This is a genomic window from Candidatus Binataceae bacterium, from assembly GCA_036495685.1.
Classification (GTDB): domain Bacteria; phylum Desulfobacterota; class Binatia; order Binatales; family Binataceae; genus JAFAHS01.
This window is the reverse complement of sequence record DASXMJ010000036.1, coordinates 1-13,006: the sequence shown is the minus strand read 5'-3', so window position 1 is coordinate 13,006 and position 13,006 is coordinate 1. Positions and strand designations below refer to the sequence as shown.

The 13,006-nt window shown below is 61.0% G+C and carries 15 protein-coding genes; 8 read left to right on the top strand and 7 right to left on the bottom strand.

The annotated features are described in order from the left end of the window. The first annotated feature begins 10 nt into the window (after positions 1 to 10). Complete coding sequence (locus tag VGI36_04005) at positions 11 to 433, top strand: hypothetical protein (protein HEY2484284.1); 423 nt, start codon at positions 11 to 13, stop codon at positions 431 to 433. A 271-nt stretch (positions 434 to 704) separates the two neighbouring features. On the opposite strand, the gene VGI36_04000 is transcribed toward VGI36_04005, so the two are convergent. Genes VGI36_04000 through VGI36_03990 form a run of 3 tightly spaced genes read right to left on the bottom strand, consistent with a single transcriptional unit; the run spans position 705 to position 3,313 of the window. Continuing rightward, the gene (locus tag VGI36_04000) at positions 705 to 1,760 is read right to left on the bottom strand and encodes an isocitrate/isopropylmalate family dehydrogenase (GenBank protein ID HEY2484283.1); all 1,056 of its coding nucleotides are present in this window, start codon (positions 1,758 to 1,760) and stop codon (positions 705 to 707) included. Positions 1,761 to 1,775: 15 nt separating this feature from the next. After that, entirely contained in the window at positions 1,776 to 2,813 is a 1,038-nt protein-coding gene (locus tag VGI36_03995) for a glycoside hydrolase family 88 protein (protein HEY2484282.1), read from the bottom strand. A 23-nt stretch (positions 2,814 to 2,836) separates the two neighbouring features. Beyond that, positions 2,837 to 3,313 carry a flavin reductase family protein gene (locus tag VGI36_03990; protein HEY2484281.1) on the bottom strand — a complete coding sequence of 159 codons (477 nt, stop codon included), beginning with the start codon at positions 3,311 to 3,313 and terminating at the stop codon, positions 2,837 to 2,839. A gap of 115 nt (positions 3,314 to 3,428) precedes the next feature. Here VGI36_03990 and VGI36_03985 point away from each other — a divergent pair, with 115 nt between their 5' ends. Both VGI36_03985 and VGI36_03980 read left to right on the top strand, forming a co-directional pair. Beyond that, positions 3,429 to 3,764 (top strand): gamma-butyrobetaine hydroxylase-like domain-containing protein, encoded by a 336-nt coding sequence (locus VGI36_03985; protein ID HEY2484280.1) that lies wholly within the window; start codon positions 3,429 to 3,431, stop codon positions 3,762 to 3,764. Between the two features lie 317 nt (positions 3,765 to 4,081). Next, positions 4,082 to 4,384: a hypothetical protein gene (locus tag VGI36_03980; protein ID HEY2484279.1), complete on the top strand. Its 303-nt coding sequence runs from the start codon at positions 4,082 to 4,084 to the stop codon at positions 4,382 to 4,384. A 12-nt stretch (positions 4,385 to 4,396) separates the two neighbouring features. Here the strand turns inward: VGI36_03980 and VGI36_03975 are convergent, their stop codons facing one another. The 3 genes from VGI36_03975 to VGI36_03965 form a co-directional block, all read right to left on the bottom strand. Next, positions 4,397 to 7,729 carry an MMPL family transporter gene (locus VGI36_03975; GenBank protein HEY2484278.1) on the bottom strand — a complete coding sequence of 1,111 codons (3,333 nt, stop codon included), beginning with the start codon at positions 7,727 to 7,729 and terminating at the stop codon, positions 4,397 to 4,399. 114 nt (positions 7,730 to 7,843) lie between these two features. Beyond that, positions 7,844 to 7,993, bottom strand: a complete 150-nt coding sequence (locus VGI36_03970; protein ID HEY2484277.1) for a hypothetical protein — start codon at positions 7,991 to 7,993, stop codon at positions 7,844 to 7,846. Between the two features lie 129 nt (positions 7,994 to 8,122). Beyond that, entirely contained in the window at positions 8,123 to 8,392 is a 270-nt protein-coding gene (locus VGI36_03965) for a hypothetical protein (protein ID HEY2484276.1), read from the bottom strand. A 129-nt stretch (positions 8,393 to 8,521) separates the two neighbouring features. Between VGI36_03965 and moaA the strand changes: the two genes are divergently transcribed. From moaA to VGI36_03945, 4 genes are all read left to right on the top strand, one after another. Further along, on the top strand, positions 8,522 to 9,517 hold the full coding sequence (gene moaA / locus VGI36_03960; protein HEY2484275.1) for a GTP 3',8-cyclase MoaA: 996 nt from the start codon (positions 8,522 to 8,524) through the stop codon (positions 9,515 to 9,517). Positions 9,518 to 9,897: 380 nt separating this feature from the next. Next, positions 9,898 to 10,362 (top strand): MFS transporter, encoded by a 465-nt coding sequence (locus VGI36_03955; protein HEY2484274.1) that lies wholly within the window; start codon positions 9,898 to 9,900, stop codon positions 10,360 to 10,362. Positions 10,363 to 10,434: 72 nt separating this feature from the next. After that, a complete protein-coding gene (locus VGI36_03950) occupies positions 10,435 to 11,136 on the top strand; it encodes an MFS transporter (protein HEY2484273.1) in 702 nt (233 codons plus the stop codon). Further along, positions 11,133 to 12,410 (top strand): arsenic transporter, encoded by a 1,278-nt coding sequence (locus VGI36_03945; GenBank protein ID HEY2484272.1) that lies wholly within the window; start codon positions 11,133 to 11,135, stop codon positions 12,408 to 12,410. Before VGI36_03950 ends, VGI36_03945 begins: the two co-directional genes overlap by 4 nt. Before the next feature lie 65 nt (positions 12,411 to 12,475). On the opposite strand, the gene VGI36_03940 is transcribed toward VGI36_03945, so the two are convergent. Further along, positions 12,476 to 12,628, bottom strand: a complete 153-nt coding sequence (locus VGI36_03940) for an ATP-binding protein (GenBank protein ID HEY2484271.1) — start codon at positions 12,626 to 12,628, stop codon at positions 12,476 to 12,478. Positions 12,629 to 12,768: 140 nt separating this feature from the next. Here VGI36_03940 and VGI36_03935 point away from each other — a divergent pair. After that, a partial coding sequence (locus tag VGI36_03935) for a hypothetical protein (GenBank protein HEY2484270.1) occupies positions 12,769 to 13,006 on the top strand: 238 nt, incomplete at its 3' end.

Genomic DNA, 13,006 nt, shown 5'->3' with positions numbered 1-13,006 from the left:
CCTCAAGGAATTGCTGACCGGCCTGCAAGGCACAGTTCTGCAAACGCTGATCCCGGAATTAACTTCACCTTACGCGCAGGGGCAGGCGATGTCCGTGATCGGGATGCTCCTGCATGCCGCCGACTCTGTAGAAAGGGAACGCCACTACAATGAGGGCGAAGTCAGGGACCTGCGCCTCACCATCAGAGCCTTGAAGCGTCTTGAGAAAAGCCACCTCAAGCGGTGGAACGGCGATCTAAAGAAGATCCTTCTGCGCGGCGTGAAAGCATCGGCCGCGCTGGAGCGTCGCGAAATGGAAGCCACCCTTTCGGCATTTGTAACCGCCCTCGCACTCGGCAAACTCGACGCCGCCCTAAGCAAGGTGGTGAAGGGATGGCTGCGTCGACACCTCGCTCGTCAGGGCGAGTTTTTGGGAAACAACGTGCCCGGCTGAGCGCTGCGAAGTGGATCTTGCCATCGGGTGGGGGTCCGGCCGGTAGATCGCCGAGGTTCTTTTTCCCTCCCTCTCTGGGCTCCCCTTCTCCCGCCGAATGCTGTAGGTTCGCGACGGTGGAACTGACATCCGACGAGCAGATTCCGAGTGAGGGCCCCCGCTTCGTTTGGCCCGCCTGCGGTGCGCTTTGCGACATCTTCTGGTGGGCGCGCCGCGAGCCCGAGAGTGTCGACTCCCCCGCAGCGGCCGCGAACTCCCCTACCAAACAATCCTAGAGATTTGCGATCACGGCGCGCGCGAACTCCGAGGTCTTGGTACTGCCCCCCTGATCGACCGTCAGACTCCGTCCGGCTGCGTAAACCTTGCGCACTGCATCCTCGAATCGATTGGCGGCGCTGGTCAATCCCAGATAGTCGAGCATCATGGCTGCGGAAAGCATCGTGGCGGTCGGATTGATGATGCCTCTGCCCATGATGTCTGGCGCAGTTCCATGCACCGACTCGAAGTACGCGTAGCCGTCGCCAAAGCAGCCGCTCGGCGCCAGCCCGAGTCCGCCGATCGTGCCGGCCGCGGCGTCGGAAAGGATATCCCCATACAGATTCGGCATGACCACCACGTCTAGCTCCTGTGGGCTCGCCACGATGCGGCGCGCGAAGTCATCGACGATAAACTGCTCGTACTTTATGTCCGGGTACTTGGCCGCGGTCTCCTCGACGATCTGCCGGAAAAACCCGTCGGCATCGCGCAGCATATTGTATTTCGATGTGCAGGTCAGCTTGCCCCTGCCACCGGCTCGTTTGCGCTTGAGCGCGAGTTGGCAGGCGAAGTCTGCTACTCGCCGGGTGTTGCGCTCGGTGATGACTTTGACAGCGTAAATGCCACGCTCGGAGGTATCGAGCGGGCCGCGCAGGATGCGGCTGTGTAGTTTCAGCGGCGCAAGTTCGTGCAGCGGTCCCTCCAGCCCCAGGTAAAGGTCCTCGAGGTTCTCGCGCACGATCACGAAATCGATTCCCTCGGGATGTGCCATGGGACTGCGATATCCCGGCGACCACTTCGCCGGCCGCACGTTGGCGTAGGTTTGTTTGCCCCAGCGCAAATACATTATCGAAGTGGTCTTCCCCGAGGTTGAGCCGAACAAGGTGGTGTCGGAGGCGTCGATCGCTTCACGCGCCCGCTTGTCGGTCTCGCCGCGCACCCACTTTTCGCCAGGCGGAAACTCGATAAAATCGATCGGCAGCTCGAGTGCATGTAACACGTCCATAGTCGCCGCCATTGCCTCCGGTGCGGCGTCGTCCCCTGGCAATACCACCACTTTTTTGTTCGCCACGACTATTCTCCCAGTTTAGCGGCTACGGCGGATCTTCTCCGACAACGCTATCATGCAAATCCCGGCGCCAAACGGTGCGGTACCTACTTGGATCGAATTGTAGAACGCGAAATCGCCCGGCGGCGTTTGCTGCGACACTCCCACAAAGTCTCCTCGTTCGTTGACTTTGCTGCAGATCACGGCGATCGCTCGCTCGTACGCGGCACTCGCACTTTCCCGATTCAGTCCTGGGATCCGGTGCGCGAGTGTGCGGCCCAGCGCGAGCGCAAATCCGGCGGCCGCGGAGCTTTCCAGGTACGAATCCTTGCGATCGATAACCGTATGCCACAGTCCCGATTCATCTTGCAGTCCCACAACCGCGTTGAGTTGGCGCGCCAGCGCCGCCTCTAGGCTGGCAACCTTCGATTCGAAGCGCGCCTCACGGGCCTGCGAACCTAGCACACCAATCACCTGGGCCGCCGCGATCGCAAACCAGCTATTGCCGCGCGCCCACAGGCATTGCGAATGGGTTCCTTTGTCCGGGTACGCGACATGCCAGCAGAGTCCGGTGCGGAGATCGACCAAGTACTTATGATGCACGAGGAGTTGGTCGAGTGCTCGCTCGAGGAGGTCATCGTCTTTCAGCAAACGCGCTACTGCTGCCATCGCCGGCGCCGTGAAGTAGGCGACATCCACCCACACCTCCAGCGCAGGCGGATGTGGCACGACGGCGCCGTCGGTGGTTCGGGTCGCAGTGGTTTCGAACCCGGCAACGACTTCGCGTGCGTAGTTCAGAAAATCGGCGCGGTGAGTCACGAGGTGCAAATCAACGGCCGCGAGGGCTTCCGCCGCCCAAAACCAGAACCATCCGGTGAGCTTCGGCCCTCGCGAGAGCCTGGGCTCAAACCAACCGATCGCGGCTTGCAGCGGCGCGTCGGAATCCAGCGTGGCCGACGCTTGCACCAACGCATCGCACAGGATCGCGTCTCCCCAATGTGGCTCCTTGACCAGCAGTTCTCCGCCCGAGCGTCTTGCCAGGCGCTCGAGTACCGGCCGAACTTCGCGCGCATTCATTCGGGACGGCTAGAGCGGGCGGTTCATCCGCCGTAGTTCCAGCCGGTTTCCTTCATGGTCAGCGGCTCCGCATCACGCTTGAGGTGCGCCTCGGTGACCTTACCCACCACGACGCTGTGATCTCCCAGCTCGTAGAAACCGACCACCTCGCATTCGACGGCTGCCGGCGCATCACTGACTATCGGGGCACCGTTCGTGCCGGTCTCGTAGGCAAAGTCGCCGAACTTGCCGTCCTTGGGTTCAACGTGACGAAAGAAGGCACCCGCGATTCCCTTCTGCCCGGACCCGAGCATCGAGAGGGCAAACGCTTTTGAATCCTTGACCATAGCGTGGGACCCGGAATCCTTCTTGATTCCCACCACGACCAGCGGCGGGTTGAAGCTCGCCTGGGTAACCCAGTTCACGGTCGCGACGGTCGCCTTCCCTCCATGCGCGGCGCCCAGCACCTGCAGCCCGTAAGGAATCATCAGCAGCGTTTGTTTCTTGGCTTTTTCATCCATGAATCTCGGACCTCCAGCGGTCTACAAAAGGGTTGCACAGCGATGCAGACGGCGCGGAATACATCTTCCACTTAGGCGTGCCAGCGATGATATACTCCGCTGCGAGACTGCACCTATGGCTCTTATTCAGCCAAAGAACCCAAAGATCAAGGGCTTGAACGAAGTCGGGCGTTACGCGGTCGGAGTCCAGTGGACCGATGGCCACGACAGCATCTTTCCGCTCGAAAACCTGCGCCGCTACTGTCCCTGCGACGACTGCGCCGGCACCGCTCGGCAAGCCGTCGGCGCCGAGAGTCAGCGCATGCGCCAGTTCACCCGGCTTGGCGAGCAGGCAGTTTTCATCGGATGGGCCGACGGTCACGAGACCATCTATACGACGCGACAACTGCGCGACATCTGCCACTGCGCCTATTGCGTGGCGGAACCGGAAAGACCAATCACCGGCGGTTGATATTTCGGAAGGGAGGCCCCTCCATGTTGCCACTGAGCTTTAGACGGATTGGGCTTGCGATTGCTTTCGCTTTGGCGGGCGTTGCTACTGCGAGCGCCTTTCCTGGTGGCGCGGTTGGCGGTGGCGGCGGCCTTGGCGGAGGAGGTGTCTCCGGGGGCGGCTTCGCGGGAGGAGGTGTCCACGCGGGAGGGTTAGGGGGAATGCCCGGCGGTGTTGGCTTAGGGGGAATGCCAGGCAGTATAGGCTTTCCTTACCGTCCGGGATTCGAAATGATGCCGCAACGATTTAGGGATCTCAACGTCACGGGGAGGGTCGGCGTGAAACCTGGGAGTAAGCCCCTGCACTCCACCATGATCCGGTTGAGCCTCGACGGTCACGAAATTCCGATGCAGCTTGACACCGAACGACAAAGCGCGGATCTGCAGTTCAATCCGGATGAATCCTATGCACGAGATCTCTATCGCTCGATCCTGACCAAACGAGTCGAGGTGGTAGGCCAAGAGAATTTGCGCGGTCAGATCGCGGAAGCGGCGGAGCAATCCAGACCCCTGCAGATCGAGGGCTATGTCTTCGACCTGAGCAGCCCCTACCTGGTCGTCAAGTCGGTAAAAGGAGACTAGATATTCTCTCCCTCAGGGCTCAGGTTTACTTATGCTGCCGCGACCCTGGGGGGCCGAGTTGAGCGCCCGCAGGTTGGCCCGCGCGACGGCAAAGCTAGGATTGAGCTCAAGCGCCTTCTGAAATGCGGTAGCAGCTTCGTCGTTTCGCCCTAGGTCATGAAGCGCCATCCCCTTGGCGTTGTAGAGCGACGCGTTTTGGGGGTCGTGCGTGATTCCAGCGTTGGCGGCCATTAACCCGTTCTCCGGATCGCCGATTCGCATGTAGATGTCGGCCAATTCCTTGAAGTTAGCGCCCGAGGGATTGATCCGCGTCGCCTTGACGTACATCTCTATCGCGGTCGGTCCGTCCTTCAGCACCGAGTAGCAGAAGCCCAGGTCGACGTACGCGGAATCGTTGCTCGGATTCATCCGAATCGCGTCGTGGAGCTTGTCGATGGCGGAGCGAATCTTCTGGCTGTCCGGCGGCTTGGACTCACCGGCTTGACGGACCAACACCTCGGCCTGGTCGACCGCGCGGTCCGAGGCGGCCTTCTCGTCCGGACTCTGGGCGCCGGCGCGCCCGCACGGCCAAGCGATCACACACACCATCAGAATCGCGAGCAGCCCGCTTCGCTTTGCCCGTGACCCCACCTGCGGCTCGAGGGCGATCCTCGCGGCCCCCGGTTCCTGAACGCGTCGCCTAGGCAGCGCGCCTCCCACCAGCTCGAGGATGGCGGGGAGCACCACCAGCGTTGCAATCAGAATGAACGTGACGCCGAGGCTGAGCACCCATCCGAGGCTTGCGATCCCCCGGTGCGTTGCTGGAATTAGCGCGGCGAATCCCGCGATGGTGGTGAGCGATGAGATCGTCACCGATTTGCCGACCGCGGTGTTAAGAATCAGTTGCGACTTGTCGCGTTCTTCGCGCCAACGGTAGAGCATGTTCACCCCATTATCGACCCCGGTACCGATGATGATGGGGACCGCGAAGAGATTTGCAAGATTGAATTCCCACCCCAGCAAGCCCATCGTCTCCAGCAGCCATGCTCCTCCGAACAGCAGCGGCACAGTCGCCAGGGCGGTGTCGCGCAGATTACGGAAGTCGGCAAAGACAAACACGAATACGGCGATCAGCGCCAGCACCGCCGCCCGTTCGTAACCGCGGCGCATGACCGTGGCGATCGAATAGGCTTGCACGGGAGCGCCCGTCACATCGCTATCCACACCGCGCAGCGCGCCGATAAAGCGCGCCAGCGGGATATCCTCCCACACATCACCGCGCGGGTAGATCTGCACGAGATAGATGCCAGAACGACCGATGAAGTGATTGCGAAGCTCCGTGGGAAGATTGTCGATCGTCACTTCAGAGGGATCGAGCATTGCCTTGAATTGCGCGAGCTTGACCGCGAACGCGCGGGCCGCTGCTTTTTCGAACTGCTCGAACGCTCCCGCATCAGAATCGAGTCGGGCGATAGCCTGGGCAGTCAGCTCCGCAGTGTGCGCCGCCGCCCCCGAGGGATCGCTGTCGCGCGCACCCGCGAGCTTGAAGTTCAGCGCCGCAAGTTCCCGGCGCAGCAGGGCCGGATCCGAGGGCGGACCCGGCGGAGATAGTTTCAGTCCCGCGATTAGCGGTTGCAGCCCTTCAAGCATGACGCGCTTTCGCGCCTGCTCGGCGGGAACATAGGTCGCGATCGTCTCGGCGTCTGCCACTTGCGGAAGTTTGCTGAACAGTTCCGCCCTGCGTTGGGCTTCTTCCCGGGTCGGGTTCAGCGAGACTGCGAACCATGATGAGCGGCCCGAATCCTTGAGCAGCAGCTCCTCAAAATGCACCGCCTCCGTCGATTCGGCTTGTAGCTTGAGCAGGTTCTGATCGAAGTGAAGGCCGCGCACCGCGACCATCCCGATAATCGTCGCCGCCGAAACCGTGGCAACGGTAAGTCGTGGGCGTGCGAACATTCGCTGCAGCCAGGTTTCGCGCTCCACCAGCTTAAGCGAAGGAGCCAGGTGCGGCGTGCGCCGACGGTCGCGAATCACTAGGAGCGAAGGAAAGACGAGCATCGCCGAGAGGAGGCACAGGAAAAGTCCGCCTGCCGAGACGATTCCCAACTCGGCAATTCCCTTAAAGTCGCTGAAAATCGGCATCAGGAAGGCGAGTGCCATGATACACGCCGAGGCGACCACGCCAGCTCCGGTATTCACTACGCCCAGTTCGATCGATTCGCGCGTAACGCGCCCGCCACGGCGAGCTTCGTCGTAGCGCGCCATCAAGTGGATGGGGAAGTTGATGCCGATTCCCGCCAGGATGCTGGTAAATACCGCGGAGAGCAGGTTCAGATGCCCGATCGCGAGGGCGGTAAAGCCAAATGACCAGGCGACGCCGATCAGCAACGCGGCCAGCGCAAACGCAGGTTCGACGATTCCCCCGAACGGGATAACCACCAGGAGAACGTTGCTTAGGATCGCGATTAGTGAGGCCAGCGCGATATCGTGGGCGGTGGAAGTGGTCTCCGTGCGTGCCAGCGCCGGACCCCCGGTCATGCCAGCCTCGACTCCGGGGAAATGCTCGCGGACCGCGGCGAGATGAGCGTCGATGGCATCGATGGTATTCGGCGCACCCTCGTGCTCGTCGGCGCGCACCACGTTCATAATCAGATACTTGCCGTTATCCGAGGCAATGTAGCCGTCGCGAAGCACACCCTGGGTCGGACCCACGCTGGTCAAATCATCCCACGGGGAGGCGAAGTTGCCGCGCGCCAGCATTCCGTTGAGCATCGCATCGACCAGGGCAAGGTTGAGCTTTCCCTTGGATGAATCGGCCGGCGAGTTCTGGTCGCCGAACAGCGATCCGACCATCGCCGATGTCATCGCGCGGTTTGCTTCCCCATTGGTGAGCGCGAAGAAATTGTTGAGAGTGGGATTGGCCGCGTAGGCCGAGAGAAATGCCCGGTAGTCGCGAATGTGTGCGGCGAGCTCGCCGAGGTCCCCGGAGCTCAGGTACAGCAGCGCACGATTGGCCAGCGCTCCCGCATCGATCTTGTACAGAACGCTCCTGACATTCTCGTGGTCTGCCGTCACGCGCGCTGCAAACGTATCGGCAAATCGTTCGGCCCGCGCCGGATCGCGATCCGCACGTACCACCACGATTAACGAATCGAGGTCCGGAAATTCGTTCTCATAGTGGCGATAGTTGCTCGTGTCGCGGCTGTGGCCTGAGATCAGATCTTCCTGCCCGGTCTGAAACTGCAGATGCGCGCGGGTGTAAAGCAGGGCGACGACAGCCAGCGCGGCGCATCCGAGCAGCACCTGCCACGGGTACTCGAAGTCCAGACGAGCGAGTCCGCGAAACACGCGGTACCGAAAGCTCACGACTCGCGACCTCCACCGGAGCAGTCGGTACCGATTGCGGCGTTAGCACCGCGCCCGGCGCAGTGCAGCGCCGTGGATGACAATCCCATCTGCTGAAATTAGGGGGAAATTCGATCAGCGCCGAAACAGGCGTTCGCGCAGCGCGTCCAGTTGCCCCGTTACCTCCTGCTCAAGTAGGGCGCCATCCTCGGACTCGCGCAGATACTCAAAAGCGATCGCGGCCAGCGAAGCCAACGCGAGTACGATGACGAATTTAGACAGCATAGCTTCCGTTGCTCTGGGGTAGCGCAAAAGCGAAGGCTCGGTTCGCGCTGACCTAAAGAGAAAGGCTAACAGGTTTGCGTGGCTCTGCGAAGTAGGATTGCTTGGAACTGGTTACTCGGCTGACAACGGTCAGCGCAGCAGCCTGGGATCGTCGCTCGCGACACAATTGGCCGGACGATGGAGATCGTTGCGAATGCCCCGGAGCGCGTCGCGGCAGTCATGGACAGATGGAAAGTTCCTCACTCTTTCCCAGGTGGAGATCGGCGAATTAATGTTGCCGTGCGGAAAATCTCGACTCGGAGTCGGTGAAATCACGTACCAGACGACGGGAGCGGGAGGGGTAGTCGCACAGCCCGCGGTTATCATCAGAAACGCAAATAGCGCGGCCCTACTTCGCATGGGGGCTTTATGCTCCCCAGACCAACCAGCGTCAAGAATTGATGCCAGGGACGGTTAAGCATAGCTGCGCTCAATCTCTAATTACCTCCTCGTTGTCTCCTTTAGAGCGCAGCGTCTAGTATGCAGTTGATGCCTCGCGATTCGTTCAACCGCCAGATCGATTACCTGCGTATTTCGGTTGTCGACCGCTGCAACATGCGCTGCGTTTATTGCATGCCGCTGGACGGAATCCGTTTTCTGCCCAACTCGGATTTGCTGACCGCACAGGAAATCGAGATGGTGGTCCGCGCCGCCATTCGCATCGGTTTCCAAAAATTCCGTCTCACTGGCGGCGAACCTACCCTGCGGTCCGACCTCGTAGAAATTGTCGAACGCGTGACCCGGGTCGACGGAGTTCACGATCTGGCGATGACCACCAACGCGATGCTGCTTGAGAATCTGGCGCAACCCCTCAAGGAAGCGGGCCTCACCCGCATCAATGTGCATCTGGACAGCCTCAATCCCGAGACGGTCGAAAGGCAGATGCGCTGGGGTAGTTTCGCCCGCGTATGGAAGGGCATCATGGCCGCAGAAGCAGCAGGACTGACTCCGATCAAGCTCAACGCGGTGGTGACTGCTGGATACAACGAATCCGAGGTGGTCGACCTGGCGCGCCTCACCCTCGAGCGCGATTGGCACGTGAGATTCATCGAACTGATGCCTTTGGGCGGTGGCGAGTGCGCCACGCTTTCGGTCAAACGCTACGTGTCGAATATAGAAACGCGCCGGCGCATCGAGGCCGCGTTGGGACCCCTAAACGAGCTTCCGACCGAAAACCTCGCCGACGAATCGCGCAACTATCGGTTGTCCGGCGCCCGCGGAGTTGTCGGCTTCATCAGTCCGGTCAGCGAGCCCTACTGCGGCACCTGTAACCGGATGCGTCTCACGGCGGACGGCAAGTTCCACCTATGCCTGCTCAACGACGATGAACTCGATGTGCGCCGCGCGCTGCGCTCCGGGTCCGCTCGGGCGCTCGAGGAAGTCAGCGCCATCCTGGAGCACGCCGTTACGATGAAACCGACCGGGCACCATCTCCTGGAAGGCCGCTCGACCCGCGAGCGTTCGATGTATCAGATCGGCGGATAGCAACAAAAATCTTTAGTTTTCTAGCGAGGTTTTGACAGAGCTTCGCTTCGTTGACAGCCACTGGCAACGAAACCCCTGCGTCCTCGTGCCTCATGAGCCCACCGAACCGATGAGAACAGCAGCTATCTTGTCGGCCGCTTCCGCCTGCAAGGTGGGCTTGAACGTGCGCCGGGGTAAGCCTCTCCCCGGTCGCCTTCGGCGCTCCGCATTCAGAAAGGGGACAATTAACGGAATACTATGCTGACCTGCGCCGAGACTGTGTGGCGACGCGCGGTGCTGAACCTGAAGAGTGCCTCGAATGACGCGACGACCGCCGACTGCCTCAGGTATAGGCTCCGACGCGAAAAGATAGGACAACCGTCGCTAGTTCCGACTCGGACCTGGACAGGCTCCCCTCCAGCAAGTGCCTACGTGGACTGGACTGGCTCAACTTCCTGCTGGCCGACGTGCAGACCGGCGTTGGGCCGTTCCTCGCTATATACCTTGCCGCATACGGCTGGAACGAGCAGCGCGTCGGCCTTGCGCTCACGATCGGCGGCATCGCCGGCATCGCATCGCAAACACCGGCAGGCGCTTTGGTAGACCGGCTCAAGTCTAAGCGAGCGCTGACCGCTGCGGGCGTGTTCGCGTTGGCGATCGGCGCGCTCTTGGTCGCGTTCCATCCGTCATTCTGGCCGGTCGTGACAGCACAAGTGCTAATCGGCGCAATGTCCAGTTTCTTCATGCCTGCCATCGCCGCTATCTCATTCGGAATCGTTGGGCACAAACTCTTCAACCTGCGCCAGGGACGAAACCAGACATTCAACTCGGCCGGCAACGTCGTCGCCGCTGTCGCGATGGGGTAGATCGGATATTTCATTTCGAACCGCGCTGTCTTTTTCTTTGTCGCGCTCCTCGCAGTCCCGACCATCTTGTCGATGTTGCTCATCCACCCCGACGATATCGACTACGAGCTGGCTAGGGGAGCCAGGGACGGCGAGGACGATGGAAAGCCCGCAAGAGTTCTGGATCTGATCGAGGATCGCCCGCTGATGATCTTCCTCTGTTGCGCAGTAAGGTTTCACTTCGCCAACGCTGCCGTGCTCCCGCTGCTTGGTGAGATGCTGGCGAAAGGCAAGGGCCGGACTTCAATGATGTTCGTGTCGGCCTGCGTCGTGACTACTCAGTTCACGATCACACTTATCGCCGCATGGGTTGGGCGCGGCGCCGGTTCATGGGGCAGAAAGCCCCTGCTGCTCATGGGCTTCGGCGTGCTACCGGTTCGCGGCGTCCTTTACACCCTCACCAGCAGCATCTACCTGCTGGTCGGCATCCAGGTGCTTGACGGTATCGGCGCCGGCATTTTCGCGGTCGTTTCCGTCCTGGTGATAGCCGATCTGACGCGTGGCACCGGGCGATTTAATCTCACGCTGGGCGCGATCGCGACAGCGGTGGGAGTCGGCGCGGCTCTCAGCCAAACGATCGCCGGATCCATCGTTCACCACTTCAGCTACAGAGCCGGGTTTCTGTTCCTGGCCTCAGTGGCTGCTGCCGCCTTTGCGATCCTGTGGTTGTTCATGCCTGAAACCCTCGACTGGAAAGGCGATGCTCCTGCGCGGGTTTCGATGGCTACGCGTTGACCACTGCGAACGACACTATCTGGGCTATCGCCGCACTGAGCACCCTCGGCGTGATCGCCCGCCCGTGGAAGCTGCCCGAGGCTATCTGGGCTGTGTCCGGCGCAGTCATGCTGGTCGTGCTCGGTCTGCTCGCATGGAGCGACGCACTGAAGGCGGTGGCGAAGGGGATCGATGTGTACCTGTTTCTGAGCGGCATGATGCTCCTGGCGGAGTTGGCGCGCAAAGAAGGTTTGTTCGATTTTCTAGCCGGGCAAGCCGCTCGCTTGGCGGACGGCTCCGCGACGAAGCTGTTCGCGCTGGTTTTTGGCGTCGGCACAGTGGTTACAGTTTTTATGTCGAACGACGCTACGGCGGTGGTTCTCACGCCGGCCGTCTTTGCCGCGACCAAGGCCGCCAAGGTGAAGAACCCACTCCCCTACGTGTTGATCTGCGCGTTCATAGCAAACGCGGCCAGCTTCGTCCTGCCGATCTCAAATCCAGCCAACCTGATCATATTCCGTGGCCATATGCCGCCGCTGCTGCAATGGCTGGGGCGGTTCGCGTTGCCATCGGTGCTGTCGATCGCGGTTACTTACACTGTCCTCCGGTTCACGCAGCGCGATTCGCTCAGCCAGGAGGTAATAGCCGCTGAGGTCGATGTACCTGGTCTGTCCAGCGGTGGCCGCATGACCGCTTGCGGCATCGTGGGCACGGCAATCGTGCTTCTGCTTGTCTCCGGCTTCGGCGTTGACCTTGGACTGCCGACATTTGTCGCCGCTGTAGCGACTGCTGCGGTGGTGCTTTTCCTAAAGCGCGACTCGCCGTGGACCGTTATGAAGGACGCTTCCTGGGAAATTTTGCCGCTGGTGGCCGGTCTCTTCGTGCTGGTAGAGGCGCTTGAACGCAGCGGCGTGCTCAACGCGCTCATTCATGTTCTGCAAACGGCGACCCATCGTTCCGCGATGGCGACCACTTGGGGAACGGGCGTGACTCTGGCCTTGATTAGCAACCTGGTCAATAATCTGCCAGCCGGTCTGCTGGCTGGCTCCGTCGTGTCCGCTTCGCATGTGCCGCAGCAGGTCGCCAGCGCCGTGCTCATCGGCGTGGACCTCGGGCCGAATCTGTCCGTTACCGGATCGCTCGCAACCATCCTTTGGCTGTCCGCGCTGCGGCGGGAAAATCAGGAAGTGAGTGCCTGGAACTTTCTGAAACTCGGTTCAGTGATGATGCCTCCTGCTCTGCTGCTCGCGATTGCAGGCCTGCTCGTCACCGGCTCGGTTCGTTACTTTTTCTAGCTCATTTCGATAATCAGCAGTTTGTAGGCGTTGACCGCGCGATGCATGGCTTGTCGGTCACAGCCCTAACGCTGCGCGGCTTCCAGCATCAGGACCAGATCGGCGGCGCTGAAGAACCGAGTCTTGTAGCTCTTCTGAGTACCTAGGTAGCCGAGGGCGATCGCGAGGTGAATCTCGCCCAGGCCCATCGGAACAGACACATACTGCTCAGTTTTCACATTCGGTAACTGTCCACTATCGCTGGCATCCATTATTCGGTCAGAGGCTGTTCCAAAAGCAGCGACGCCGCGGACCCAGCGGCACTCGAACTCTGGTCTGTCTCCTGGCGGACAATACCTGGGCTTGGATTCCAGAGTGGATGACTTGGCGCGAAGCCTGCGCGCGTTGCCAACTAGTGAACGCGCCCGAGGCGTCGATCTCGGCACTGCTCGAAGTGAAAGCGGCGCTCGACGCATTGCCGGTCGCTGGCCGCTGCTCCACGATCCCCTCGCAGAAGAACCCGAAGGGAAAGGAGGCTGGCGAGGATGGGGCGACCGAGCGAGAGCGCCAGATCGAGAGCACGCCAACTCGAGCTAGCGTGGGAGGAACGAATCGGC